The sequence below is a fragment of the Pseudomonas sp. BP6 genome (assembly GCF_017875935.1).
In the GTDB taxonomy this organism is placed as follows: Bacteria; Pseudomonadota; Gammaproteobacteria; order Pseudomonadales; family Pseudomonadaceae; genus Aquipseudomonas; species Aquipseudomonas putida_Y.
Window position 1 is genome coordinate 3507004 of sequence record NZ_JAGINI010000001.1, and the last position, 25201, is coordinate 3532204.

A 25201-nucleotide genomic window follows, 5' to 3' on the forward strand; every position below is an offset into this window, starting at 1 on the left:
GCCTGCCAAATAACCGTGGATGGGAACCCATACATGAACACAACCAGCAGTACCGCCTATAACTACAAGGTGGTCCGCCAATTCGCCATCATGACGGTGGTGTGGGGAATCGTCGGGATGGGGCTCGGCGTCTTCATCGCCGCCCAGCTCGCCTGGCCGTCCCTCAACTTCGACCTCCCCTGGACCAGCTTCGGCCGCCTGCGCCCCCTGCATACCAATGCGGTGATCTTCGCGTTCGGCGGCTGCGCACTGTTCGCCACCTCCTATTATTCGGTGCAACGCACCTGCCAGACCACCCTGTTCGCACCGGGCCTGGCCGCGTTCACGTTCTGGGGCTGGCAACTGGTTATCCTGCTGGCGGCCATCAGCCTGCCGCTGGGCTACACCAGCTCCAAGGAATACGCCGAACTGGAATGGCCGATCGACATTCTGATCACCATCGTCTGGGTGGGCTACGCCATCGTGTTCTTCGGCACGCTGATGAAGCGCAACACCAAACACATCTACGTCGGCAACTGGTTCTTCGGCGCCTTCATCCTGACCGTGGCACTGCTGCACATCGTCAACAACCTGGAGCTGCCGGTCAGCCTGACCAAATCCTACTCGGTCTACGCAGGCGCCACCGATGCCATGGTGCAGTGGTGGTACGGCCATAACGCGGTGGGCTTCTTCCTGACCGCAGGCTTCCTGGGGATGATGTACTACTACGTGCCCAAGCAGGCCGAACGGCCGGTGTATTCGTATCGCTTGTCGATCGTGCACTTCTGGGCACTGATTACCCTGTACATCTGGGCCGGCCCGCACCACCTGCACTACACCGCCCTGCCCGACTGGGCGCAGTCGCTGGGCATGGTGATGTCGCTGATCCTGCTGGCACCTAGCTGGGGCGGCATGATCAACGGCATGATGACCCTGTCGGGCGCCTGGCACAAATTGCGCAGCGACCCGATCCTGCGCTTCCTGGTGGTGTCGCTGGCGTTCTACGGCATGTCCACCTTCGAAGGCCCGATGATGGCCATCAAGACGGTCAACGCCCTGTCCCACTACACCGACTGGACCATCGGCCACGTCCACGCCGGCGCCCTCGGCTGGGTAGCGATGATTTCGATCGGCGCGCTGTACCACACCATCCCCAAAGTGTTCGGCAAAGAACGCATGTACAGCCTCGGCCTGATCAATGCGCACTTCTGGCTAGCCACCATTGGTACCGTACTGTACATCGCTTCGATGTGGGTCAACGGCATCGCCCAGGGCCTGATGTGGCGCGCGGTCAACAGCGACGGCACGCTCACCTACTCGTTCGTGGAAACCCTGGTGGCCAGCCACCCAGGCTTCGTCGTGCGCTTCGTCGGCGGCGCGATCTTCCTCAGCGGCATGTTCCTGATGGCCTGGAACACCTGGCGCACCGTGCGTTCGCCAGCGCTTGACGTCGCCCCTGCGAACGCCCAGTTGGCTTGAGGAGAAACGCCTGATGAAACATGAAGTCATCGAGAAAAACGTCGGCCTGATGGCCCTGCTGATGGTATTTGCCGTCAGCATCGGCGGCCTGACCCAGATCGTCCCGCTGTTCTTCCAGGACGTCACCAACAAACCGGTGGAGGGCATGAAGCCCTACACCGCGTTGCAACTGGAAGGCCGCGATGTCTACATCCGCGAAGGTTGCGTAGGCTGCCACTCGCAGATGATCCGCCCGTTCCGCGCCGAAACCGAGCGTTACGGCCACTACTCGGTGGCCGGTGAAAGCGTGTGGGACCACCCGTTCCTGTGGGGCTCCAAGCGCACCGGGCCGGACCTGGCCCGGGTCGGTGGCCGCTACTCGGACGACTGGCACCGTGCGCACCTGTACAACCCGCGCAACGTGGTGCCGGAGTCGAAGATGCCGTCCTACCCGTGGCTGGTTGCCCAGCAGGTCGACAACAGCCACACCGACGTCAAGATGCGCACCCTGCGCACCCTGGGCGTGCCGTACACCGACGACGACATCGCCGGCGCCCGTGAAGCAGTCAAGGGCAAGACCGAGATGGATGCACTGGTCGCCTACCTGCAAGTGCTCGGCACTGCGATCAAGAACAAGAGGTGAGTGCGATGGAAATGGACATAGGCATGATCCGCGGGCTGGGCACCCTGGTGGTGATGATTGCCTTCATCGGCCTCACCCTGTGGGTCTTCAACCGCCGCCGCGACCGTGATTTCGCCGAAGCGCGCCTGCTGCCCTTCGTCGACGACCGCCTGCCCCCTGCCGGGCAGGAACCTGCTGCAAAAAGGAGTAACGGGCAATGACCACCTTCTGGAGTACGTACATCAGCGTACTGACCATCGGTAGCCTGATTGGCCTGACCTGGCTGCTGCTCGCCACGCGCAAGGGCCAGAGCAACAACACCACTGACGAGACCATGGGGCACAGCTTCGACGGCATCGAGGAGTACGACAACCCGCTGCCCAAGTGGTGGTTCTGGCTGTTTGTTGGCACCTTGGTGTTCTCGGTCGGCTACCTGATCCTCTATCCGGGCCTGGGCAACTGGAAAGGCATCCTGCCGGGCTATGAAAATGGCTGGACCGGTGCCAACGAATGGCAGAAGGAAATGGACAAGGCCGATGCCAGGTTCGGTCCGATCTTCGCCAAATACGCCGCCATGCCCGTAGAAGAAGTGGCGAAGGACCCGCAGGCGCTGAAAATGGGCAGCCGCCTGTTTGCCTCCAACTGCTCGGTGTGCCACGGCTCCGACGCCAAGGGCGCTTTCGGCTTCCCCAACCTCACCGACAATGACTGGCGCTGGGGCGGCGATCCGGAAACCATCAAGACCAGCATCATGGGTGGTCGCCATGGCGTGATGCCGGCCTGGGCCGAAGTGATTGGTGACCAGGGCGTGGCCGATGTGGCTGCATTCGTGGTCAGCAAACTCGATGGCCGCACACTGCCTGAGGGCGCGAAAGCCGATGTCGAGAACGGGCAGAAGATCTTTGCTGCCAACTGCGTGGCCTGCCACGGGCCGGAAGGCAAAGGTACGCCCGCCATGGGCGCGCCGAACCTGACCCACCCGCAGGCGTTCATCTACGGCTCGAGCTTTGCCCAGTTGCAGCAGACCATTCGTTATGGCCGCCAGGGGCAGATGCCGGCGCAGGCCGAGATCCAAGGGAATGACAAGGTGCACCTGCTGGCGGCTTACGTGTATAGCCTGTCGCAGGATGGTTCGGCTGAGACTGTGACGGCCAAGTGAGTTCGCCGAAAGGGATTTGCCAAGTGAGTTCGCCGAAAGGCATTCGCCGCCTGTGAGATCGAGCGCCGCCCGCGCGGCGCTTCGCGGGTAAACCCGCTCCTACGTTTGTTTCAGGCCAATTAATCCTGTGGGATTTGCGCGCGACCGCCTTGGCGCATGTCTCGATATCGCGTCGTACAAACAAGGCGGTCGCGCGCGCCTGGCACAGGAGGGATTGGCCCGAAACAAACGTAGGAGCGGGTTTACCCGCGAAGCGCCGCGCGGGCGGCGCTCGATCTCTGCCCCACCACAACACTCAAACCTTACACCCCCGCCCCATCACAACCCCCAAACCTTACACCCCCGCCCCATCACAACCCCCAAACCTTACACCCCCGCCCCATCACCCCCCCAAACCTTACACCCCCCGCCCCACATAACCCTCAAGCCTTGCACCCCCCCGCCCCACTACCAGCCTCAGTCCCCTTCCCTTGCACCCCCACCGAACACAACTAAGCTTGTTGCCTCAGTGGGCTTCGCTCCGAAAGGACCGGAGCAGACGCGGCGCATGGCCTGTCGCCGCCCCAGAAAAAGCTTGACCGATCGATCAGAAAAAGGTGAAAAACGGTACACATTACAAATATTTATTTGTGTACAATCGCCCAGACCCGATCCCTGCGGGACATCGGTGAACGGGTCTGGACACGGGTCGGCGTACCAAAGTTGCGTTGCGGTAACCTTGCCGGTTATCAATACTGGCGCCGATTTTTCGACCAACAAGAACATCAAAACCGTGGAACCTTAGAATGAGCACAGCAATCAGTCCGACTGCTTATAACTATAAGGTCGTCCGCCAGTTCGCCATCATGACGGTGGTCTGGGGGATCCTTGGCATGGGCCTCGGCGTCTTCATCGCCTCGCAGCTGGTGTGGCCGCAACTGAACCTGGACCTTCCCTGGACCAGCTTCGGCCGCCTGCGCCCGCTGCACACCAACCTGGTGATCTTCGCCTTCGGGGGCTGTGCGCTGTTCGGCACCAGCTACTACGTGGTGCAGCGCACCTGCCAGACCCGGCTGATCTCCGACAGCATGGCCGCCTTCACCTTCTGGGGTTGGCAAGCCGTGATCGTCGGTGCGCTGATCACCCTGCCGATGGGCTACACCACCACCAAGGAATACGCCGAGCTCGAGTGGCCGCTGGCGATCCTGCTGGCCATCGTCTGGGTAACCTACGGCCTGGTGTTCTTCGGCACCATCGTCAAGCGCAAGACCAAGCACATCTATGTCGGCAACTGGTTCTACGGCGCCTTCATCGTGGTCACCGCGATGTTGCACATCGTCAACCACATCTCGCTGCCGGTGAGCCTGTTCAAGTCCTACTCGGCCTACTCCGGCGCCACCGACGCGATGATCCAATGGTGGTATGGCCACAACGCCGTGGGCTTCTTCCTCACCACCGGCTTCCTGGGGATGATGTACTACTTCGTGCCCAAGCAGGCCGAGCGACCGATCTACTCGTATCGCTTGTCGATCGTGCACTTCTGGGCACTGATCACCCTGTACATCTGGGCCGGCCCGCATCACCTGCACTACACCGCCCTGCCTGACTGGGCGCAGTCGCTGGGCATGGTAATGTCGATCATCCTGCTGGCGCCAAGCTGGGGCGGCATGATCAACGGCATGATGACCCTGTCGGGCGCCTGGCACAAACTGCGCACCGACCCGATCCTGCGCTTCCTGGTGGTGTCGCTGGCGTTCTACGGCATGTCCACCTTCGAAGGCCCGATGATGGCCATCAAAACCGTGAACTCACTGTCGCACTACACCGACTGGACCATCGGCCACGTCCACGCCGGCGCCCTCGGCTGGGTGGCAATGATTTCGATCGGCGCCGTGTACCACATGATCCCGAAACTCTACGGCCGCGAGCAGATGCACAGCATCGGCCTGATCAATGCGCACTTCTGGCTGGCCACCATCGGCACCGTGCTGTATATCGCCTCGATGTGGGTCAACGGCATCACCCAGGGCCTGATGTGGCGCGCCATCAACGATGACGGTACCCTCACCTACTCCTTCGTCGAAGCCCTGCAGGCCAGCCACCCCGGCTACATCGTCCGCGCCCTGGGCGGTGCGTTCTTCGCCAGCGGCATGCTGCTGATGGCCTACAACGTGTTCCGTACCGTACGTGCCGCCAACCCGGCACAGGCTGAAGAGGCCGCCAAGATCGTCGTTGTGGGAGCGCACTGATGAAGCATGAAGCCGTCGAGAAGAACATAGGCCTGCTGGCCTTCTTCATGGTCATCGCCGTGAGCGTCGGTGGCCTGACCCAGATCGTCCCGCTGTTTTTCCAGGACGTCACCAACAAGCCGGTCGAGGGCATGAAGCCGCGCACCGCGCTGGAGCTGGAAGGCCGTGATATCTACATCCGCGAAGGCTGCGTGGGCTGCCACTCGCAGATGATCCGCCCGTTCCGTGCCGAAACCGAGCGTTACGGCCATTATTCGGTAGCCGGCGAGAGCGTGTGGGACCATCCGTTCCTGTGGGGCTCCAAGCGTACCGGGCCGGACCTGGCCCGCGTCGGTGGCCGCTACTCCGACGACTGGCACCGTGCGCACCTGTACAACCCGCGCAACGTGGTACCGGAATCGAAGATGCCTTCCTACCCGTGGCTGGTCGAGAACAAGCTCGACGGCAAAGACACCGCGAAGAAGATGGAAGTGCTGCGCACACTCGGCACCCCGTACACCGACGCCGACATTGCCGGCGCACGTGACGCGGTCAAGGGCAAGACCGAAATGGACGCCATCGTCGCGTACCTGCAGGGTCTTGGCACCATCATCAAGAGCAAACGGTGACGCTGATGGATATCGGGATGATTCGCGGCCTGGGCACCGTCGTGGTGATGGTGGCCTTCGTGGGCCTGGCACTGTGGGTATTCAACCCACGGCGTAAAAAGGACTTCGACGAAGCGACCCAACTGCCCTTCGCGGATGACCCCGAGGCCACTCGGCACGTCGAGCAAGCAAAAGCTTCTGGGAGCAAACAACAATGACAACCTTCTGGAGTCTGTACGTTACCGTCCTGACCCTGGGCACCATCTTCTCGTTGACCTGGCTGCTGCTGTCGACCCGCAAGGGCCAGCGCGAAGAGGTTACCGACGAAACCGTCGGGCATGCCTTCGATGGCATTGAGGAATACGACAACCCGCTGCCGCAATGGTGGTTCTGGCTGTTCGTCGGCACCATCATCTTCGCCCTCGGCTATCTGGTGCTGTACCCGGGCCTGGGCAACTGGAAAGGCGTCCTGCCGGGCTATTCATACCTGGATAACGACAAGCGGACCGAGTTTTCCAACGGCCAGCCGGGCTGGACCGGCGTGCACGAGTGGGAAAAGGAAATGGCCAAGGCCGACGCCCGCTTCGGGCCGATTTTCGCCAAGTTCGCAGCCATGCCCATCGAGGAGGTGGCCAAGGACCCACAGGCATTGAAAATGGGCGCGCGGCTGTTCGCCTCCAACTGCTCGGTGTGCCACGGTTCCGACGCCAAGGGCGCCTTCGGCTTCCCCAACCTCACCGACAATGACTGGCGCTGGGGTGGCGAGCCGGAAACCATCAAGACCAGCATCATGGGTGGTCGCCATGGCGTGATGCCGGCCTGGGCCGAAGTGATCGGTGACCAGGGCGTGGCCGATGTGGCTGCATTCGTGGTCAGCAAACTCGATGGTCGCACACTGCCTGAGGGCGCGAAAGCCGATGTCGAGAACGGGCAGAAGATCTTTGCTGCCAACTGCGTGGCCTGCCACGGGCCGGAAGGCAAAGGTACGCCCGCCATGGGCGCACCGAACCTGACCCACCCACAGGCGTTCATCTACGGTTCGAGCTTTGCCCAGTTGCAGCAGACCATTCGTTATGGTCGCCAGGGGCAGATGCCGGCCCAGGAACAGCTGCAGGGCAACGACAAGGTGCACTTGCTGGCGGCTTATGTTTACAGCCTGTCGCACCAGGCTGAACCGGCCAAGGCTGAGTAAGGCAGGCCTGGCCTCTTCGCGGGTAAACCCGCTCCTACACAGGATCCTTGTAGGAGCGGGTTTACCCGCGAAGAGGCCGGTACTGGCACAGCATTTCTCGCAGGCAAGTGACCTGGATCAATTGACACCCGCCATAACACGTTTCATACCACGAACCCAACGCGACTAAAGGTCGCAGTGCGAACCCATACTGCCATCAGCGGCGTATCATGGTCCGCAGAGCGCTAGCAGATTGCGCGAGACTGCGGCCCGCACGCACTGGCCGCGGCGTTTCTCCACTGCCGTGGGACTTGATGATGAGCAAGCAAATTCCGGTACATGATGTAACCCCGCCCGCCAACAAAGGGAAGGATTCCGTCGACCTCTATGCCTCCCGCGAAAAAATCTACACTCGCGCCTTCACCGGCCTGTTCCGTCGCCTGCGCATGGTCGGTGGTGCCGCACTGTTCCTGCTGTACTTCGGCACCGTGTGGCTGAACTGGGGCGGTCACCAGGCCGTGTGGTGGAACCTGCCCGAGCGCAAGTTCTACATCTTCGGCGCCACCATCTGGCCGCAAGACTTCATCCTGCTCTCGGGCATTCTCATCGTCGCCGCCTTCGGCCTGTTCTTCATCACGGTGTTCGCCGGCCGGGTGTGGTGCGGCTACACCTGCCCGCAAAGCGTGTGGACCTGGATTTTCATGTGGTGCGAAAAGGTCACCGAGGGTGACCGCAACCAGCGCATGAAGCTCGACAAAGCCCCCATGAGCGGCAACAAGTTCCTGCGCAAATTCGCCAAGCACAGCCTGTGGCTGCTGATCGGCTTTGTCACCGGCATGACCTTTGTCGGCTACTTCTCGCCGATCCGTGAACTGGCAATCGAATTCTTCACGGGCCAGGCCGATGGCTGGGCCTACTTCTGGGTCGGTTTCTTCACCCTCGCCACTTACGGCAACGCCGGCTGGCTGCGCGAACAGGTGTGCGTGTACATGTGCCCCTATGCACGCTTCCAGAGCGTGATGTTCGACAAGGACACGCTGATCGTGTCCTACGACCCACGCCGCGGCGAAACCCGCGGGCCGCGAAAAAAAGACGCTGACTACAAGGCCCAAGGCTTGGGTGACTGCATCGACTGCACCATGTGCGTGCAGGTCTGCCCTACCGGCATCGATATCCGTGACGGCCTGCAGATCGAGTGCATCGGCTGCGCCGCCTGTATTGATGCCTGCGACAGCATCATGGACAAGATGAACTACCCCAAAGGGCTGATCAGCTACACCACCGAACACAACCTGTCCGGGCAGAAGACCCACATGCTGCGCCCGCGCCTGATCGGCTATGCCGTGGTACTGCTGGTGATGATGGTCGGGCTGGCGACGGCCTTCGCTACCCGTTCGCTGGTCGGCTTCGACGTCAGCAAAGACCGCGTGCTGTACCGCGAAAACGCCCAGGGGCGGATCGAGAACGTGTATAGCCTGAAGGTGATGAACAAGGACCAGCGCGATCACGTCTACGTGCTGGACGCCGCCGGCCTGCCGGACCTCAAGCTCGAAGGCCAACGCGAAATCCGCGTGGCAGCCGGTGATATCGTCAGCCTTCCCGTGCAGCTGTCGGTCGCCCCCGAGAAACTGCCATCAACCACCAACGAAATCACCTTCATCCTCAAGAGCGCCGACGACAGTGACGCCCAGGTTGAAGCCAAGAGCCGTTTCATCGGCCCACAGATCCGCTAAGAGAGATAACGCACAATGCCTGCCGCCACCGCCGCCAGCCCCTGGTACAAACACCTCTGGCCCTGGATCATCATCGGCATCCTTACCACCTCGGTGTGCCTGAGCCTGACCATGGTCAGCATCGCTGTGCACAACCCGGACAACCTGGTGAACGACAACTACTACGAGGCCGGCAAGGGCATCAACCGCTCGCTGGACCGCGAGCTGCTGGCGCAGCAGCTGGGCCTGAAAGCCAGCGTGCATCTGGACGAACTGACCGGCGAAGCAGACCTGCGCCTGACCGGTAACAGCGACCCGCAAAGCCTGGAGCTGAACCTGATTTCGCCAACCCAGCCAGAGAAGGACCGCAAGGTGCTACTGAGCCGGGTCGAAGCAGGGCGCTATGTGGGGCAGTTGGAAGACAAGGTCGACGGGCGCCGCTTTGTCGAACTGCTGGGTAGCGAAGGGGGCCAGGTGTGGCGCTTGTTCGAAGAGGAAAAAGTGGCGCATGGTGTGACCTTGCAGCTGGGTGATGAAGCACTGCAAGGCGCCGAACACCAACAGTAGCAACACCGCAAATCCCTGTGGGAGCGGGCACGCCCGCGAATGCGATAGCTCAGGCAAAGGTATTTCCAGGTCTGACGCATTCGCGGGCGCGCCCGCTCCCACAGGGTTTCCTATCTGCCTGAGCAGTGTCTGCCCTATGACCCAACCCACCCCCTGCTACCACTGCGCCCTGCCCGTCCCCACCGGTAGCCGCTTCACCGCCGTGGTCCTCGGCCAGCCCCGGCAGTTCTGCTGCCCAGGCTGTCAGGCGGTGGCCGAGTCGATCGTCGCTGGAGGCCTGGAACATTACTACCAGCACCGTAGCGACAACAGCGCCAACCCCGAAGCCCTGCCCAAGCAACTGCAGGACGAACTGGCCCTCTACGACCGCAGCGACGTGCAACAAACCTTCGTCCGCCACCAGGGCGAGCTGGCCGAAACCACCCTGCTGGTCGAAGGCATCAGTTGTGCCGCCTGCGGCTGGCTGATCGAAAAGCACTTGCGCAACCTGCCCGGTGTCGCCGAAGCGCGCCTGAATCTGTCCAATCACCGCCTGCTGCTGAACTGGGACGACAACCAGCTACCGCTGTCGCGCCTGCTCACCGAGCTACGACAGATCGGCTACGCCGCCCATCCCTATCAGCCCGACCAGGCTACCGAACAGCTGGCCCGGGAGAACCGTAGCGCCTTGCGCCGCCTGGGCGTGGCCGGGCTGCTGTGGTTCCAGGCGATGATGGCAACCATGGCCACCTGGCCGGAGTTCAACATCGACCTGTCGCCCGAACTGCACACCATTCTGCGCTGGGTGGCACTGTTCCTCACCATCCCCATCGTGTTCTACAGCTGCGCGCCGTTCTTCAAAGGCGCGGCACGCGACCTGCGCACCCGCCACCTGACCATGGACGTTTCAGTGTCGCTGGCCATTGGCCTGGCCTTCGGCGCCGGCATCTGGACGGCCATCACCGGCAGCGGCGAGCTGTATTTCGACACGGTGGGCATGTTCGCCCTGTTTCTGCTCACCGGCCGCTACCTGGAACGCCGAGCCCGAGAACGCACGGCTGCGGCCACTGCCCAGCTGGTCAACCTGCTGCCGGCCTCGTGCCTGCGCCTGGACGCCATCGGCCGCAGCGAGCGCATCCTCCTTGGCGAACTGCGCTGCGGTGACACCGTGCAAGTGCTGCCAGGCGCGGTAATCCCGGCCGACGGGCGTATCGTAGAAGGCCGCTCCAGCGTCGACGAATCACTGCTGACCGGCGAATACCTGCCACAACCCCGCCAGGTGGGCGAGCGGGTCACCGGCGGCACGTTGAATGTCGAAAGCACCCTGAACGTGGAAGTCGAAGCCCTCGGTCACGATTCACGGTTGTCGGCCATCGTCCGCCTGCTGGAGCGTGCACAGACCGAAAAACCGCGCCTGGCGGAAATTGCCGACCGTGCCTCGCAGTGGTTCCTGCTGTTTTCGCTGCTGGCCGCCGTTGCCATCGGCCTGTGGTGGTGGCACCTGGACCCGACGCGGGCGTTCTGGATCGTGCTGGCGATGCTGGTGGCGACCTGCCCCTGTGCGCTGTCGCTGGCCACGCCAACTGCGCTTACGGCCGCCACCGGCACCTTGCACAAGCTCGGCCTGTTGGTGACCCGCGGTCATGTGCTGGAAGGCCTGAATCAGATCGACACGGTAATCTTCGACAAGACCGGCACACTGACCGAAGGCCGCCTGACCTTGCGCAGCATTCGCCCGCTCGGCAACCAGGCAGCCGACCGCTGCCTGGCCCTTGCCGCCGCGTTGGAAAACCGCTCCGAACACCCCATCGCCCGCGCCTTCGGCCGTACCGCCACGCCTGCCGATGATGTGCAGACCGTACCTGGCCTGGGCCTGGAAGGGCTGGTGGACGGGCAGCGCCTGCGCATTGGTCAGGCCACCTTCGTCTGCGCCTTGAGCGGCGCGCAGCCCCCCGCCGTGCCGGAGCCTCGCGGCCAATGGCTGCTGCTGGGCGACCGCCAGGGGCCATTGGCCTGGTTTGGCCTGGACGACCGTCTGCGCGACGATGCCCCTGCCCTGCTCGCTGCCTGCAAGGCACGTGGCTGGCGCACGCTGCTGCTGTCGGGCGACAGCTCGCCGATGGTTGCCGAAGTGGCCGCACAACTGGGCATCGACCAGGCCATTGGCGGCCTGCGGCCAGACGACAAACTTGACCGGCTGAAAGCCCTGCAGGCGCAGGGGCGCAAGGTGCTGATGCTTGGCGACGGTGTCAACGATGTGCCGGTGCTGGCCGCCGCCGACATCAGCATCGCCATGGGTAGCGCCACCGACCTTGCCAAGACCAGCGCCGATGCCGTACTGCTGTCCAACCGCCTGCAAGCGCTGGTGCAGGCCTTCGACCTGGCCCGTCGAACGCGGCGCAACATCCTCGAGAACCTGCTGTGGGCGACCCTGTATAATGGCCTGATGTTGCCGTTTGCCGCGCTCGGCTGGATCACGCCGGTGTGGGCCGCCATCGGCATGTCGGTCAGCTCGCTGATCGTGGTGCTCAATGCCCTGCGCCTGACCCGTATGCCAGTGGCCTTGGGCCCGCTGCCCCACGAAGCCCCTTTATCCGGGAGGAAGTCGCCATGCCCGCCCTCTATGTCATGATTCCGGCAGCCCTGCTGCTGGTCGGCGTGGCCGTGTACATCTTCTTCTGGGCGGTAGACAGCGGCCAGTACGACGACCTTGAAGGCCCCGCCCACAGCATCCTGTTCGACGATCAGGACCCGCGCCACCAGGCTGCCGTGAAGCCCGACGACGCCCCAACCGACACCGACAAGGAACCACCTCCACGTGCCTGACCTGCTTCCCCTTGGCTCGGCGCTGGTCCTTGGCCTGCTGGGTGGCGGCCACTGCCTGGGCATGTGTGGCGGCCTGATGGGGGCCCTGACCCTGGCAATACCGCCCGAACAACGTGGCAGGCGCCTGCGCCTGCTGCTGGCCTACAACCTCGGGCGCGTTCTCAGTTATGCCTGCGCCGGCCTGCTGCTGGGCCTGGCAGGCTGGGCCGTGGCCAGCAGCCCGGCAGCGCTGGCGCTGCGGGTGGCTGCGGCGCTGCTGCTGATTGCCATGGGCCTGTACCTGGCCGGCTGGTGGAGCGGGCTGACCCGTATCGAGGCGCTTGGCCGCGGGTTGTGGCGGCATATCCAGCCGCTGACGTCGCGCTTGCTGCCGGTGTCCAGCCTGCCCCGGGCATTGCTGCTGGGCGCCCTATGGGGCTGGTTGCCGTGCGGGCTGGTGTACAGCACCCTGCTGTGGGCGGCCAGCCAGGGCAATGCCGGCTACAGCGCAGCGTTGATGCTGGCGTTCGGGGTGGGCACCTGGCCAGTGTTGCTGGCAACCGGGCTGGCTGCCGAACGGGTAAACGCCCTGTTGCGACGACGCAGCGTGCGTGTGGCGGGCGGTGTGCTGGTGATGCTGTTCGGTGTCTGGACCCTGCCGGGCCCACACCAGCACTGGCTGATGGGGCATTGACGGGGCCGCTCTGCGGACCCAATGCCCTTGATACAAATCAACACAGTTTCCTACAGACGGCCATAGACTCCGGTGCACTGCTGCTCTTTCCGGGGACTACCCTCATGCTCGACGAACTACGTTGGGATACCGACCTGATCCGCCGCTACGATCTCGCCGGGCCACGCTACACCTCTTACCCAACCGCCGTGCAACTGCACAGCGAGGTGGGTTCGTTCGACCTGCTCAACGCCCTGCGCGAGAGCCGACGGGCCGTGCGCCCGCTGTCGCTGTACGTGCATGTGCCGTTCTGCGCCAACATCTGCTACTACTGCGCCTGCAACAAGGTCATCACCAAGGACCGCGCGCGCGCCGCGCCCTACCTGCAGCGCCTGGAGCAGGAAATCCAGTTGATCGCCTGCCACCTGGACCCTAAACAACGTGTGGAACAGCTGCATTTTGGCGGCGGCACACCAACCTTCCTCAGCCATGTGGAACTGCGCCAGCTGATGGCCACCCTGCGCCAGCACTTCCACCTGCTGGACGACGATTCCGGCGACTACGGCATCGAGATCGACCCCCGCGAAGCCGACTGGTCGACCATGGGCCTGCTTCGCGAACTGGGCTTCAACCGCGTCAGCCTGGGCGTGCAGGACCTCGACCCGGCCGTGCAGCGCGCGATCAACCGCCTGCAGAGCCTGGAGCAGACCCGCACCCTGATCGAGGCTGCCCGCACGCTACAGTTTCGCTCGGTCAACCTCGACCTGATCTACGGCCTGCCCAAGCAAACCCCGGAAGGCTTTGCCCGTACCGTCGAAGAGGTGATCCGCCTGCAGCCCGACCGCCTGTCGGTGTTCAACTATGCCCATCTTCCAGAGCGCTTCATGCCGCAACGCCGCATCGACAGCAACGACCTGCCCAGCGCCGCCGCCAAGCTGGAGATGCTGCACGCCACCATCGACCAACTGACCGCCGCCGGTTACCGCTACATCGGCATGGACCATTTCGCCCTGCCCGACGACGAACTGGCCATTGCCCAGGAAGAAGGCACCTTGCAGCGCAACTTCCAGGGCTACACCACCCACGGGCATTGCGACCTGATTGGCCTGGGAGTGTCGGCGATCAGCCAGATCGGCGACCTGTACTGCCAGAACAGCAGTGACCTCAGCACCTACCAGGACAGCCTGTCCAACGCCCAACTGGCCACCCAGCGCGGCTTCCTGTGCAACCACGACGATCGCATACGCCGGGCGGTGATCCAGCAACTGATCTGCCATTTCGAGCTGGATTTCGAACCCATCGAACAGGCTTTCACCCTGGATTTTCGCGGTTACTTCAACGACCTCTGGCCCGAGCTGCTGACCTTGCAGCGCGACGGCCTGATCAGCCTGGACGACAAGGGCATTCGCATCCTGCCCGCCGGCCGGCTGCTGGCGCGCTCGGTATGCATGGTGTTCGACGCCTACCTGACGATGCACAACCGCCAGCGCTTCTCGCGAGTGATCTGAAAAACAAGGCGTTCAACCGCATGGACAAGCTTCCTTGTCAGGCACACTATGAGCACACATGGACTCCCGGCAGGCCACCTGCCGGGGTTTCGCCAGCGCGCACCATCATCGCGCACACTGGCCTACACCCTGTGTCGTGAGTTACCCTTACGACTTATGTGTGCTTTCCCACAAGGATCGATTCAAATGTCCGAGCCAGTCAAACTGCGCCCACACAACCAGGCCCATTGCAAGGATTGCAGCCTGGCCCCCCTGTGCCTGCCTCTTTCGCTGAACCTGGAAGACATGGACGCACTGGATGAAATCGTCAAACGCGGGCGGCCGCTCAAGAAAGGCGAGTTTCTGTTCCGCCAGGGTGACAGTTTTGGCTCGGTCTACGCAGTACGGTCCGGGGCCCTGAAAACCTTCAGCCTCAGCGACAGCGGCGAAGAGCAGATCACGGGCTTTCACCTGCCCAGCGAGCTGGTCGGCCTGTCGGGCATGGATACCGAGGCCTACCCGGTATCGGCCCAGGCTCAGGAAACCACTTCGGTGTGTGAAATCCCCTTCGAGCGGCTGGACGAGCTGTCGGTGCAACTGCCACAGCTACGCCGCCAGCTGATGCGGGTAATGAGCCGCGAAATCCGCGACGACCAGCAAATGATGCTGCTGCTCTCGAAAAAGACCGCCGACGAGCGCATTGCCACCTTCCTGGTCAACCTGTCGGCGCGCTTCCGCGCTCGCGGCTATTCGGCCAATCAGTTCCGCCTGAGCATGTCGCGCAACGAAATCGGCAACTACCTTGGCCTGGCGGTAGAAACCGTGTCGCGGGTGTTCACCCGCTTCCAGCAGAATGGCCTGCTGCGCGCCGAGGGCAAGGAAGTGCACATCCTCGACCCGATCCAGCTGTGCGCGCTGGCCGGTGGTGCAATCGAGGCCTGAGGCCAGTCTTTAGCGGGTATACTTGGGCATTCGTTTTCCCAGGATACCCGCAACAATGCACAGCGACGCCTTCGACCTCAAAGCCCTGATCCGCCCGGTAGTGGACTTCCCCAAACCGGGTGTGATCTTCCGCGACATTACCCCGTTATTCCAGTCGCCACGCGGGCTGCGCTATGTGGCCGACCAGTTCATCGAGCGCTATGTCGAGGCGGAATTCAGCCACATCGGCGCCATGGACGCGCGGGGTTTCCTGATCGGCTCGATCATCGCCCACCAGTTGAACAAGCCGCTGATCCTGTTCCGCAAGCAGGGCAAGCTGCCGGCTGACGTGTTGAGCGAGGGTTACCAGACCGAGTACGGCGAGGCCTTCCTGGAAGTGCATGCCGACAGCCTGTGTGAAGGCGACTCGGTGCTGATCTTCGATGACCTGATTGCTACTGGCGGTACGCTGCTGGCGGCGGCCAACCTGGTGCGTCGTACCGGGGCGCAGGTGTTCGAGGCGGCGGCGATCATCGACCTGCCGGAACTGGACGGCTCGCGTCGACTGCAGGCGGCCGGGGTACCTACCTTCTGCCTGACCGAGTTTTCCCTCAGCGAGTACTGAGTGGGCTTTTGGGGCTGCTTTGCAGCCCATTCGCGGGTAAACCCGCTCCTACAAAGGCCGCGCATTTTTGTAGGCGCGGGTTTACCCACGAATGGGCCGCCAAGCGGCCCCAATGAATCAGAGCGAAATGGGCCGGCGCCCTGCAAAGGCATGGGCCAAGGTACCGCCGTCCACCATCTCCAGCTCACCGCCCAGCGGCACACCATGGGCAATGCGAGACGCCACCAAGCCCTTCTCGCTCAGCAACTGGGCAATGTAATGCGCCGTCGCCTCCCCCTCCACCGTCGGGTTGGTCGCCAGGATCACCTCGGTAAAAGTGCCCTGCTCTTCGATCCGCGCCATCAGCTGCGGAATACCGATCGCCTCAGGCCCCAGGCCATCCAGCGGCGACAGGTGCCCCTTGAGCACGAAGTAACGGCCACGGTAGCCAGTCTGCTCCACCGCATACACATCGGTCGGCCCCTCGACCACGCACAGCTGTGTGTCGTCACGGCGCGGGTCGGCACACTGCGGGCACAGCTCCTGCTCGGTGAGGGTGCGACACTGGCGGCAATGCCCTACCCCTTCCATGGCCTGGGTCAAGGCCTGAGCCAGGCGCAGCCCGCCACTGCGGTCGCGCTCGAGCAGTTGCAGGGCCATGCGCTGGGCGGTTTTCTGGCCAACGCCTGGCAAGATGCGCAGGCCATCGATCAGTTGGCGGATGAGGGGGCTGAAGCTCATGGGAAAGGCCTGACAATTCAATAAGAGGCGGTTTATACCCAGCGGGGGCGGTGGCGTCAAATCAGGTCACCCCAAGTCTACGCGGCCTGCAGTTTTATGATAGAAGCAACTGCCTTGCACAAAACTGGAAAGCCAGTGTGATCACTGTGGGAGCGGGCATGCCCGCTCCCACAGTGATCGTGCAAAATTTCAAAGTTCGAGCACAACAGTTGCACCCGACATAAAAAAGCAGACCGCAGTTGGGTGAAATCTACGCAAAAAAACGCCGCTGATATCAGCGGCGTTTTTGAGTACCTCAATGCCTTAGAACGGCATCTTGAAGCCCGGCGGCAGCTGCATGCCGGCGGTCATGCCGCCCATCTTTTCCTGGCTGCTTTGCTCAACCTTGCGCACTGCGTCGTTCAGCGCAGCGGCAATAAGGTCTTCCAGCACTTCCTTGTCGTCTTCATCAGTCGACATCAGGCTCTGGTCGATGCTGACGCGCTTGACGTCGTGACGACCGGTCATCACCACGCTCACCAGGCCGCCACCGGACTGGCCAGTGACTTCGGCGTTGGCCAGTTCTTCCTGCATCTTCTGCATTTTTTCCTGCATCTGCTGGGCCTGCTTCATCAGGCCGGCCATGCCACCTTTCATCATGGGGTATACCTCGATTGGGTCATGTGATGCGGCCCGGCACCGGGCCGGCCGCATGGTTATCCGTTACTGGCCCTGACTGGCCAGGGCTTCTACAGGCTCAATAGTATCCTGCCGCACCTTGGCGCCGAACAACTTGATCATCTGCTGGATCAACGGATCCTGCTCGATCGAAGCGACTGCATCCTGCTGGCGCTCGGCGCGCTTGCGTGCCGCGGCCTGAGCCGGGGTTTCCTGCTCGGGCAGGATCAGCTCGATGCGCAGGTTCAGCGTACGCCCCAGGTGCTGGTTGAGCGCTTCGTTCAGGCGCCGCTGCTGGGTTGCGTTGAACAGCGCCCCCTGGCCTGGATCCAGATGCAGCAGCCAGTCGTCGCCCTCGGCGGCAATCAGCGTACAGTTTGCCGCGATGTTGCCTGTCATCCCGGACACAGGCAACTGTGGGAATAATTCCAGCCATTGCAGGGCCAGGCCGGTAGCCGGTTTGGCTGCCGGCAACGGTTCGGCAGCCGGTTTGGAGACGTCTTCCTGAACATGTTCGGCCAACTCGTCCAGGTAGCTGAAACCTGCCGGATCGCTTTCGCCGCCGTAATAGTCTTCGTCCAGCGGTGGCTCATCGTCGCGGTCCATCCCCACGGCAGCGTAGGCGGACGGGTCGAAGGGCGGCTCGTCGTGCGCTGGGGTAGCCTGTGCGGGCGCCACCGGGGCAACAGGCTCGGGCTCGGGCGCAGGAGCCGGGGCAGGCGCAGGTTCAGCCGCTAAAGGCGCAGGTGCAACTGCAGGTTCTTCCCACGGCAGGTCGACCACTTCGGCGACAGGCTCAGGTACGGAGATGGCCTCGGCTTCGGCCTTCAGCTCAACGTCTGGCTCGGCCTCCGGCTCATGGTCAACCGTCGCGGGGGCAGGCACCTCCAGTTGCGGCACTTGCGCTACCGGTTCCGCCGGCACGGCGGCGACAGGCGATGAAAGCGCGACCGACGCCGGGGCTGCCACCTGCGCTGCAGGATCAGCTGTGGCCTGGCTGATCCCCACTGGCTTTAGCACCGGCTTCGGCGCGTCGTCCGTGTCGGCCGGGCGGAACGCCAGCATGCGCAGCAGCACCATCTCGAAGCCGCCGCGCGGGTCCGGCGCAAGGGGCAGGTCACGGCGGCCAATCAGGCCCATCTGATAATAGAACTGCACATCCTCGGCCGGCAGCGCCGAAGCCAGTGCCAACACCCGCTCGCGATCACCCTGGCCGTTGTCTACCGCGTCGGGCAGCGCCTGGGCAATGGCTACACGGTGCAGCACATTGAGCATTTCGGCCAGAACACCCGACCAGTCCGGCCCTTGCTCGGCCAGGTTACGCACGGCCTCCAGCAAAGCCCTGGCATCGCCTTCGAGCAGTGCCTGCAAGACACCATACACCTGGCCATGGTCGAGGCTACCCAACATGGCACGCACATCGGCGGCCAGCACCTTGCCTTCACCAAAAGCAATGGCCTGATCGGTCAGGCTCATGGCATCACGCATGGAGCCATCGGCCGCACGACCCAGCAGCCACAGGGCATCTTCCTCGAACGGCACGTTCTCGGCGGCCAGTACATGGCTGAGGTGCTCCACCACCCGCTCCGGGCTCATGTTCTTCAACGAGAACTGCAGGCAGCGCGACAGGATGGTGGCCGGCAGCTTCTGCGGGTCGGTGGTGGCGAGGATGAACTTGACGTAGGGCGGCGGCTCTTCCAGCGTCTTGAGCAAGGCGTTGAACGAGTGGGTCGAGAGCATGTGCACTTCGTCGATCAGGTAGACCTTGAAGCGCCCACGGCTGGGGGCGTACTGCACGTTATCGAGCAGTTCGCGGGTGTCCTCGACCTTGGTGCGGCTGGCGGCGTCGATCTCGATCAGGTCGACGAAGCGGCCTTCGTCGATTTCACGGCACACCGAACAGGTGCCACAGGGCGTGGAGGTGATGCCGGTTTCGCAGTTCAGGCACTTGGCGATGATACGGGCGATGGTCGTCTTGCCCACGCCGCGGGTACCGGTGAACAGGTAGGCATGGTGCAGGCGCTGGTTGTCCAAGGCATTGATCAAGGCCTTGAGCACATGGGTCTGGCCGACCATTTCGCGGAACGAGCGCGGACGCCATTTTCGTGCAAGAACCTGATAACTCATCGAAAAACCATCGTAGCCTGATCGAGCGGAAGATCGCTAATGCTAGCGGAGCGGGGGCAAAATTGCACCCTGCGCGAGTCGTCTAAGCTTGGAATGACGCATTGTCCAGGGAGGATTGCCTTTGCGAAGTCTGCTGGCCCTGTTACTGCTGTGGTCTACCCACAGCCTGGCTGACCAGCCGGTGCTACGCTTTTCCGTAGCCGAGAGCTGGAGCATGCCGCTGGTGCGCATCGAAGACGATCAGCCAGTGGAGGGATTGCTTCACGACCTGATGCAAGCCGTTGCCAGGGAGGTGGGCGTTCGCCCCGAGTTTCACGTCATGGCCCGCCTGCGTCTGGAGGAGGCGATGAGCAGCGGCGACATAGATGTCCGTTGCTACGTGAGTACCCAATGGCTCAACGACCGTCCAAGGGATTTTGTGTGGAGTATCCCGCTGATTCATCAGCGCGACGTGCTGGTTGGCCGCGCTGGCGACAGCACCCCGACACCCCCGGAGCGACTGCCACCCCAGGCGATCGGCACGGTGCTGGGCTACACCTATTCAACCCTGCAACCACTGCTGGACAACGGCCAGCTGCACCGTGAGGACAGCCGCAGCCAGTTGCTGGTGCTGCAAAAGCTGCAGGCCGGCCGGTACCGCCATGCGGTGAGCAACCAGTTGTCGTTGCAGTGGTTCAACCAGGGATTGCCAGCGGAGCAGCAGCTGCAAACACTGGCGGTGCTGGACGAACAGGATTTGGGGTGCATGGTGCGCAACGATCCGGCGATACCGACACAAGGGCTGTTGCGGGCGTTGGTAAGAATGAAGCAGTCGGGGGAGATCGAGCGGATTTTGCAGCGGTATGAAGGGAGGGGCGACCCGGACAGTATGTCTGTGGCCCGGCCCGAAATATCCAGCAAAATGCCGGCACACAGCCAGCGCAACTAACGGCCCTGCTCATTTCGCGAACGCTTGCGCAAACACTGTGGGAGCAACTGTCTTGCTCAATTTCTAAAAGCTGGCGCGATCCCTGGACTGCTCCCAAGGGTTGGATTGGTGTCCAACTTCTTGGGGGCAGTCCATCCCTGTGGGAGCGGGCTTGCCCGCGAACACGGGCGAAGCCCGTGCCATCCACCGCGCTATATTCTTCGCGGGCACGCCCGCTCCCACAGCGTTGTGCGGCACACTCACAATCTCTATCACAAACTCAACGTCACCGGCCTTTACGTTCAAACGCCACGCTGACAGCATCCGCCTGCCCCCAGGCAATCTGCATGGCCCGCAACCCATGCTCCAACAACTGCCTGGTTTCTTCGTCCTGAATACGCTCAAGCGCCCGCCGGCTATCGCTGTAGGCGAACATCAGGTAGTGGGACACATTCATCAACGCGAACTCCATCGGGACGATGCCTTCGCTGATCGCGCGGGAAAGGGATTTGCCTTGGGGAAGATCGAAGACGTGGGGCGGATCGGGGACCAGTTTTTTCATGAGTTCACCATACCGGGCTGAGAGCACCCTTTCGCTTCCACACTTAGGGTGACAGTTGTACGCGGGGTGGAAGACCAGGGGTATGGCAAACCCGGCAGGCCCGAAGGCCTCCCACGCACAACTGTCATATCGACAGCCGCCAAACCACCCAGGCTTCCACACCCGATCGCTGAACTGACAGCGACCGCGAAAGCCTAGTGGGCGAGGTTGACCGGGACAATCAGACGGGAGTCGACGGAACACGTAGGATAATTCGCTATGCCTGCCTGACGCGTAGGGGCTTTCCTAGACTGTTATCAGACCTATCTTAAAAGTGGGCACTCTGATCATGTGCTTACTGTAATCGGGATCCCTGTCTTCACACCAAAGCCCGTAAATACGCACTCAAGAACAACCCCACACCAAACACAAAATGCGTGACCAGGCTCTTCAGGCAGTTCCGCGCAGGTGTCGGCGTTCTGGACGCAAAGAACCCTGCCCCCATGGCCGGCTGCATGAAGCACAGCGGCGCCACGACTGTACCCACACCCACAACTACCGCAGATAAAAGAGTAGGCGATCGCAACCAGCCCTCCCCCACGATCACAAGCAGCAGCATCGCGAAAAGCACGCCGGTGGCGTAGTGAATCACCCATCCCCACGCCAACTCATTTCGCACCGGTTCCGCTTTGGCAATCGCTTGGTGCGAAACACGCCCACCTAGCAGGTGCCCCGCCCAACGCCCGACCATGGCAAAGTTCAGCGTTGCCACACCCAACCGCCTCAGCAGCAGCCCCCACAGGTCCATCACTACAGTGGCACCGATGCCAATCGGCAACGCAGCTAAAAACATTGAAGTAAACGTCATTGAACAAGCCCTCGAAAGTTGACGGTCATTACCCATGCCGCGCAGCATAGAAGTTGAAGTCAACTTCAAGTCAAGGACCCGAAATGGACATTGCCGACGTCGCCAAACGCACAGGCGTACCTGCATCGACACTCCGCTACTACGAGAAGAAAGGCTTGCTCAAGTCCCTGGCCGGGCGCGGCCAGCGACGACAGTTTGCAGCCGATGTGGCGGACAGGCTGGCGCTGATCGCCCTGGGGCAGGCTGCAGGGTTTTCGCTGGATGAAGTGGGGGCGATGCTGGTGGACCTGCAGGTCGACCGGCAGAAGCTGAATACCAAGGCAGACGAGCTTGACGCGCGGATCAGGCGCTTGCAGGCCATGAGCAAGGGGTTGCGCCATGCAGCGCAATGCCCTGAGAAAGATCATCTGGCATGCCCGAAATTTCAGCGGCTGATGAAGCTGTCGGCGGCGGGAGCACTGGGCGAAAAGCAGGAAAGAACGAAAGCGTTCGTTATAGATTGAGGTTTTCCGACCCCGAAAATGGAGGCGGCCCCACCAGCCACACCCCGGCACTCGATGTTCCCGCTATGGCTGCTCCCTTCCGGGCCTGACCAGGTTAACGGGTAATCAATGCGGGGGGACCGATGGGGCCACCACTACATGCCTCGCTGAGCAGCGAGTGGCGCCATTGTACCGGTCTTTGGGGCAGATACAACCACTGCGGCAGAAAAAGTCATCATTTCTCAATGACTTGTCAGGGTCGAGGCGGCCTGGACGGGCCCATTCGCGGGTAAACCCGCTCCTACGGGCACCGCTTGAATGTCGCAAGCAGCACCGTCCCTGTGGGAGCGGGCTTGCCCGCGAAGCAGGCGCCGCGATGGATGGCACCGGCTACGCCGGTGTTCGCGGGCACGCCCGCTCCCACAGGGGCCGCGGATGCCTAGACCGCTATGCCCTGCTCAGCCAGGAAGGTAACGAAGGCATCTTCGTCCAGCACCTTCACACCCAGCTCAGCAGCCTTGGCCAGTTTGGAGCCTGCCCCAGGCCCTGCCACCACGCAGTGGGTCTTGCCAGAAACGGAACCGGCTACCTTGGCCCCCAGGCTTTCCAATTTGTCCTTGGCAATGTCCCGGCTCATACGCTCTAGCGTCCCGGTCAAGACCCAAGTCTGCCCGGCCAGCGGCAAGCCTTCGGCTACCTTCTTCTCACAGCCCCAGTGCATGCCGAACGCCAGCAGCTGTGCCTCGATGTCCCGCGCCAGCTTCTGGTTCGCTTCGTCCTTGAAGAACTCGCGCACCGCGTCAGCCTGCTTGGTCGCCAGGGCCTGGCGCAGGTCAATGCCGTCGGCGGCGATGATCTTGTCCAGGCTGTCGAGCTTGGCCACCAACTTTTCGGCACCGGTCGGGCCGACGGAGGCGATGTCGAGCTTGGCGATCATCCCGGCCAAGGTAGTGCTGGCAGCGAACTCGGCGGCCAGCTCGCCTTCGTCCTGCAACTGCATACCGCTGTCGAGCAGTTGCTGGATAACCTTCTGGTTGTGCTCGTCTTCAAAGAAGTTGTGGATCTCGTAGGCAACCTCCAGGCCGATGTCCGGCAGGTAGGTGAGCACCTGCGGCAGCGCCTGCTGGACGCGGGCCAGGCTACCCAGCGAGCGGGCCAGCACCTTGGCGGTCTCTTCGCCTACATCAGGAATACCCAGGGCGTAGATGAAGCGCGCCAGGCTCGGGCGCTTGCTGGCTTCAATGGCATCGAGCAACTTCTTGCTGGACACCTCGGCGAAGCCTTCAAGGCCGACGATCTGCTCGAACTGCAGCTTGTACAGGTCAGCCGGTGAGCCGATCAGGCCTTCATCCACCAACTGCTCGACGCTCTTCTCGCCCAGGCCGTCGATGTCCATGGCACGGCGCGATACATAGTGAATGATCGCCTGCTTGAGCTGGGCGCCACAGGCCAGGCGACCAACACAGCGGTACACTGCGCCTTCGCTGGTGGTTGCCTTGCCTTTGCTGCGCTTTACCAGCTGGGTACGCTCGACCTGCGAACCACACACCGGGCACTCGCTTGGTACGTCTACCGGGCGGGCGTCTTGCGGACGACGCTCCAGCACCACCTGCATCACCTGCGGGATCACGTCGCCGGCCCGGCGAATGATCACCGTATCGCCAATGCGCAGGCCAAGGCGGGCGATTTCGTCCATGTTGTGCAGGGTGGCGTTGGACACGGTCACACCGGCCACCTTGACCGGCCGCAGGCGCGCCACAGGCGTTACCGCCCCCGTACGGCCAACCTGAAACTCGACGTCCAGCACCTCGGTCAGCTCTTCCATGGCCGGGAACTTGTGGGCAATCGCCCAGCGCGGCTCACGGGCGCGGAAGCCCAGCTCGCGCTGGGCGGCCAGGCTGTTGACCTTGAACACTACACCGTCGATCTCATACGGCAGGCTGTTACGGCGCTCGCCAATGTCGCGGTAGTAGGCCAGGCACTCTTCGATGCCGGCCGCATGCTTGAGCTCGCGGCTGATCGGCAGGCCCCAGACTTTGAGTTGCTCGAGGATGCCGATGTGGCTGTCGCCGATACTCTCGGACACCTGGCCGACGCCATAGCAGCAGAACTCCAGCGGGCGGCTGGCGGTAATTTTCGAATCCAGCTGGCGCAGGCTGCCAGCGGCAGCGTTGCGCGGGTTGGCGAAGGTCTTGCCACCGGCCTCGGCCTGGGCGGCATTGAGCCGGTCGAAACCGGCCTTGCTCATGTACACCTCACCGCGCACCTCCAGCACTGCCGGCCAGCCCTTACCCTGCAACTTGAGCGGGATGTTGCGCACGGTGCGTACGTTGGCGCTGATGTCTTCGCCAGTGGTGCCGTCGCCACGGGTGGCGCCCTGCACCAACTGCCCGTCGCGGTACAGCAGGCTCACGGCCAGGCCATCGAGCTTGGGTTCGCAACTGTAGTCGACCGCGCCAGGCTGATCGAGGCCTTCTACCACGCGACGGCCGAACTCACGCAGGTCGGCTTCTTCGAAGGCGTTGCCCAGGCTGAGCATGGGCACTTCGTGGCGTACCTGGCTGAACGCCGCCAGGGCAGCTCCACCTACACGCTGCGTGGGCGAGTCAGGGGTTACCAGGTGCGGGTGTTCGGCTTCCAGCGCCTTGAGCTCGTTGAACAGGCGGTCGTATTCGGCATCGGGCACGCTGGGCTCGTCGAGCACGTAGTAGCGATAGTTGTGCTGGTCGAGCTCGGCACGCAGTTCGAGGATACGGGATTCGGCGGTCATGGGATTGTCTTCTCTTGCAAAGCAAAAGAGCAGCTTGGGGTGTGCGTGGGGTTCCAGGTGTCTATTGACTGTGCCGGCCTCTTCGCGGGTAAACCCGCTCCTACAAGGGCATCACATACCTCCAGGGCGGTGATGTACCTGTAGGAGCGGGTTTAC

The 25201-nt window shown here is 62.7% G+C and carries 24 protein-coding genes and 1 other RNA gene; 18 read left to right on the forward strand and 7 right to left on the reverse strand.

Features of this window, described 5'->3' with window-relative positions; genetic code table 11:
• Window positions 1–33: 33 nt before the first annotated feature.
• The 16 genes from ccoN (J3A98_RS15870) (at window position 34) to J3A98_RS15945 (ending at window position 15973) form a co-directional block, all read left to right on the forward strand.
• Window positions 34–1458, forward strand: coding sequence for a cytochrome-c oxidase, cbb3-type subunit I (ccoN, locus tag J3A98_RS15870; protein ID WP_003254280.1), 1425 nt, complete (start codon window positions 34–36; stop codon window positions 1456–1458).
• Window positions 1459–1471: 13 nt separating this feature from the next.
• On the forward strand, window positions 1472–2080 hold the full coding sequence (gene ccoO, locus J3A98_RS15875; RefSeq protein ID WP_003254281.1) for a cytochrome-c oxidase, cbb3-type subunit II: 609 nt from the start codon (window positions 1472–1474) through the stop codon (window positions 2078–2080).
• Between the two features lie 5 nt (window positions 2081–2085).
• Window positions 2086–2280 carry a cbb3-type cytochrome c oxidase subunit 3 gene (locus tag J3A98_RS15880; RefSeq protein WP_021784453.1) on the forward strand — a complete coding sequence of 65 codons (195 nt, stop codon included), beginning with the start codon at window positions 2086–2088 and terminating at the stop codon, window positions 2278–2280.
• Complete coding sequence (ccoP, locus tag J3A98_RS15885) at window positions 2277–3218, forward strand: cytochrome-c oxidase, cbb3-type subunit III (RefSeq protein WP_176685182.1); 942 nt, start codon at window positions 2277–2279, stop codon at window positions 3216–3218. The genes J3A98_RS15880 and ccoP (J3A98_RS15885) overlap by 4 nt, the downstream gene beginning before the upstream one ends.
• Before the next feature lie 785 nt (window positions 3219–4003).
• The gene (gene ccoN / locus J3A98_RS15890) at window positions 4004–5446 is read left to right on the forward strand and encodes a cytochrome-c oxidase, cbb3-type subunit I (RefSeq protein WP_003254284.1); all 1443 of its coding nucleotides are present in this window, start codon (window positions 4004–4006) and stop codon (window positions 5444–5446) included.
• Window positions 5446–6054, forward strand: a complete 609-nt coding sequence (ccoO, locus tag J3A98_RS15895) for a cytochrome-c oxidase, cbb3-type subunit II (protein WP_003254286.1) — start codon at window positions 5446–5448, stop codon at window positions 6052–6054. The genes ccoN (J3A98_RS15890) and ccoO (J3A98_RS15895) overlap by 1 nt, the downstream gene beginning before the upstream one ends.
• Before the next feature lie 5 nt (window positions 6055–6059).
• Window positions 6060–6251, forward strand: a complete 192-nt coding sequence (locus J3A98_RS15900) for a CcoQ/FixQ family Cbb3-type cytochrome c oxidase assembly chaperone (protein ID WP_003254287.1) — start codon at window positions 6060–6062, stop codon at window positions 6249–6251.
• On the forward strand, window positions 6248–7225 hold the full coding sequence (ccoP, locus tag J3A98_RS15905) for a cytochrome-c oxidase, cbb3-type subunit III (RefSeq protein WP_176685181.1): 978 nt from the start codon (window positions 6248–6250) through the stop codon (window positions 7223–7225). Before J3A98_RS15900 ends, ccoP (J3A98_RS15905) begins: the two co-directional genes overlap by 4 nt.
• Window positions 7226–7521: 296 nt before the next feature.
• Window positions 7522–8937, forward strand: a complete 1416-nt coding sequence (gene ccoG / locus J3A98_RS15910; protein WP_209967281.1) for a cytochrome c oxidase accessory protein CcoG — start codon at window positions 7522–7524, stop codon at window positions 8935–8937.
• Between the two features lie 15 nt (window positions 8938–8952).
• Window positions 8953–9483 (forward strand): FixH family protein, encoded by a 531-nt coding sequence (locus J3A98_RS15915; protein WP_176685179.1) that lies wholly within the window; start codon window positions 8953–8955, stop codon window positions 9481–9483.
• Window positions 9484–9619: 136 nt separating this feature from the next.
• Window positions 9620–12094, forward strand: coding sequence for a heavy metal translocating P-type ATPase (locus J3A98_RS15920; protein ID WP_209967284.1), 2475 nt, complete (start codon window positions 9620–9622; stop codon window positions 12092–12094).
• Entirely contained in the window at window positions 12073–12288 is a 216-nt protein-coding gene (ccoS, locus tag J3A98_RS15925) for a cbb3-type cytochrome oxidase assembly protein CcoS (RefSeq protein ID WP_176685177.1), read from the forward strand. Before J3A98_RS15920 ends, ccoS begins: the two co-directional genes overlap by 22 nt.
• Window positions 12281–12961, forward strand: coding sequence for a sulfite exporter TauE/SafE family protein (locus J3A98_RS15930; RefSeq protein WP_176685176.1), 681 nt, complete (start codon window positions 12281–12283; stop codon window positions 12959–12961). The genes ccoS and J3A98_RS15930 overlap by 8 nt, the downstream gene beginning before the upstream one ends.
• Before the next feature lie 104 nt (window positions 12962–13065).
• A complete protein-coding gene (gene hemN, locus J3A98_RS15935; protein ID WP_209967286.1) occupies window positions 13066–14448 on the forward strand; it encodes an oxygen-independent coproporphyrinogen III oxidase in 1383 nt (460 codons plus the stop codon).
• A gap of 186 nt (window positions 14449–14634) precedes the next feature.
• Window positions 14635–15369 carry a Crp/Fnr family transcriptional regulator FnrA gene (fnrA, locus tag J3A98_RS15940; protein WP_003254301.1) on the forward strand — a complete coding sequence of 245 codons (735 nt, stop codon included), beginning with the start codon at window positions 14635–14637 and terminating at the stop codon, window positions 15367–15369.
• Between the two features lie 55 nt (window positions 15370–15424).
• Complete coding sequence (locus J3A98_RS15945; RefSeq protein WP_009683910.1) at window positions 15425–15973, forward strand: adenine phosphoribosyltransferase; 549 nt, start codon at window positions 15425–15427, stop codon at window positions 15971–15973.
• 117 nt (window positions 15974–16090) lie between these two features.
• On the opposite strand, the gene recR is transcribed toward J3A98_RS15945, so the two are convergent.
• The 3 genes from recR to dnaX form a co-directional block, all read right to left on the reverse strand.
• Entirely contained in the window at window positions 16091–16693 is a 603-nt protein-coding gene (recR, locus tag J3A98_RS15950) for a recombination mediator RecR (protein WP_003254304.1), read from the reverse strand.
• A gap of 303 nt (window positions 16694–16996) precedes the next feature.
• The gene (locus J3A98_RS15955) at window positions 16997–17332 is read right to left on the reverse strand and encodes a YbaB/EbfC family nucleoid-associated protein (protein ID WP_003254305.1); all 336 of its coding nucleotides are present in this window, start codon (window positions 17330–17332) and stop codon (window positions 16997–16999) included.
• A 63-nt stretch (window positions 17333–17395) separates the two neighbouring features.
• On the reverse strand, window positions 17396–19477 hold the full coding sequence (gene dnaX / locus J3A98_RS15960; protein ID WP_209967290.1) for a DNA polymerase III subunit gamma/tau: 2082 nt from the start codon (window positions 19475–19477) through the stop codon (window positions 17396–17398).
• A 121-nt stretch (window positions 19478–19598) separates the two neighbouring features.
• On the opposite strand from dnaX, the gene J3A98_RS15965 reads away from it, so the two are divergent.
• Window positions 19599–20405 (forward strand): ABC transporter substrate-binding protein, encoded by an 807-nt coding sequence (locus tag J3A98_RS15965; protein WP_209967292.1) that lies wholly within the window; start codon window positions 19599–19601, stop codon window positions 20403–20405.
• 265 nt (window positions 20406–20670) lie between these two features.
• Here the strand turns inward: J3A98_RS15965 and J3A98_RS15970 are convergent, their stop codons facing one another.
• On the reverse strand, window positions 20671–20946 hold the full coding sequence (locus J3A98_RS15970; RefSeq protein ID WP_049588194.1) for a hypothetical protein: 276 nt from the start codon (window positions 20944–20946) through the stop codon (window positions 20671–20673).
• A gap of 358 nt (window positions 20947–21304) precedes the next feature.
• Window positions 21305–21793 (reverse strand): DUF2938 domain-containing protein, encoded by a 489-nt coding sequence (locus J3A98_RS15975; RefSeq protein ID WP_209969876.1) that lies wholly within the window; start codon window positions 21791–21793, stop codon window positions 21305–21307.
• An 83-nt stretch (window positions 21794–21876) separates the two neighbouring features.
• On the opposite strand from J3A98_RS15975, the gene J3A98_RS15980 reads away from it, so the two are divergent.
• Window positions 21877–22296, forward strand: a complete 420-nt coding sequence (locus J3A98_RS15980; protein WP_176685170.1) for a helix-turn-helix domain-containing protein — start codon at window positions 21877–21879, stop codon at window positions 22294–22296.
• A gap of 28 nt (window positions 22297–22324) precedes the next feature.
• Here J3A98_RS15980 and ffs read toward each other — a convergent pair.
• Window positions 22325–22421, reverse strand: an RNA gene (ffs, locus tag J3A98_RS15985) — signal recognition particle sRNA small type.
• Window positions 22422–22714: 293 nt separating this feature from the next.
• Complete coding sequence (gene ligA / locus J3A98_RS15990; RefSeq protein ID WP_209967294.1) at window positions 22715–25045, reverse strand: NAD-dependent DNA ligase LigA; 2331 nt, start codon at window positions 25043–25045, stop codon at window positions 22715–22717.
• Window positions 25046–25201: the final 156 nt, after the last annotated feature.

Coding starts and splice junctions, on each gene's coding strand:
- ccoO (WP_003254281.1), top strand. CDS start 1,472: ATGAAACATGAAGTCATCGAGAAAAACGTCGGCCTGATGGCCCTGCTG.
- J3A98_RS15955 (WP_003254305.1), bottom strand. CDS start 17,332: ATGATGAAAGGTGGCATGGCCGGCCTGATGAAGCAGGCCCAGCAGATG.
- J3A98_RS15915 (WP_176685179.1), top strand. CDS start 8,953: ATGCCTGCCGCCACCGCCGCCAGCCCCTGGTACAAACACCTCTGGCCC.
- dnaX (WP_209967290.1), bottom strand. CDS start 19,477: ATGAGTTATCAGGTTCTTGCACGAAAATGGCGTCCGCGCTCGTTCCGC.
- ccoP (WP_176685181.1), top strand. CDS start 6,248: ATGACAACCTTCTGGAGTCTGTACGTTACCGTCCTGACCCTGGGCACC.
- ligA (WP_209967294.1), bottom strand. CDS start 25,045: ATGACCGCCGAATCCCGTATCCTCGAACTGCGTGCCGAGCTCGACCAG.
- J3A98_RS15900 (WP_003254287.1), top strand. CDS start 6,060: ATGGATATCGGGATGATTCGCGGCCTGGGCACCGTCGTGGTGATGGTG.
- ccoO (WP_003254286.1), top strand. CDS start 5,446: ATGAAGCATGAAGCCGTCGAGAAGAACATAGGCCTGCTGGCCTTCTTC.
- ccoN (WP_003254284.1), top strand. CDS start 4,004: ATGAGCACAGCAATCAGTCCGACTGCTTATAACTATAAGGTCGTCCGC.
- hemN (WP_209967286.1), top strand. CDS start 13,066: ATGCTCGACGAACTACGTTGGGATACCGACCTGATCCGCCGCTACGAT.
- J3A98_RS15920 (WP_209967284.1), top strand. CDS start 9,620: ATGACCCAACCCACCCCCTGCTACCACTGCGCCCTGCCCGTCCCCACC.
- ccoN (WP_003254280.1), top strand. CDS start 34: ATGAACACAACCAGCAGTACCGCCTATAACTACAAGGTGGTCCGCCAA.
- ccoP (WP_176685182.1), top strand. CDS start 2,277: ATGACCACCTTCTGGAGTACGTACATCAGCGTACTGACCATCGGTAGC.
- recR (WP_003254304.1), bottom strand. CDS start 16,693: ATGAGCTTCAGCCCCCTCATCCGCCAACTGATCGATGGCCTGCGCATC.
- ccoG (WP_209967281.1), top strand. CDS start 7,522: ATGAGCAAGCAAATTCCGGTACATGATGTAACCCCGCCCGCCAACAAA.
- J3A98_RS15970 (WP_049588194.1), bottom strand. CDS start 20,946: ATGAAAAAACTGGTCCCCGATCCGCCCCACGTCTTCGATCTTCCCCAA.
- J3A98_RS15975 (WP_209969876.1), bottom strand. CDS start 21,793: ATGACGTTTACTTCAATGTTTTTAGCTGCGTTGCCGATTGGCATCGGT.
- fnrA (WP_003254301.1), top strand. CDS start 14,635: ATGTCCGAGCCAGTCAAACTGCGCCCACACAACCAGGCCCATTGCAAG.
- J3A98_RS15980 (WP_176685170.1), top strand. CDS start 21,877: ATGGACATTGCCGACGTCGCCAAACGCACAGGCGTACCTGCATCGACA.
- ccoS (WP_176685177.1), top strand. CDS start 12,073: ATGCCCGCCCTCTATGTCATGATTCCGGCAGCCCTGCTGCTGGTCGGC.
- J3A98_RS15945 (WP_009683910.1), top strand. CDS start 15,425: ATGCACAGCGACGCCTTCGACCTCAAAGCCCTGATCCGCCCGGTAGTG.
- J3A98_RS15880 (WP_021784453.1), top strand. CDS start 2,086: ATGGAAATGGACATAGGCATGATCCGCGGGCTGGGCACCCTGGTGGTG.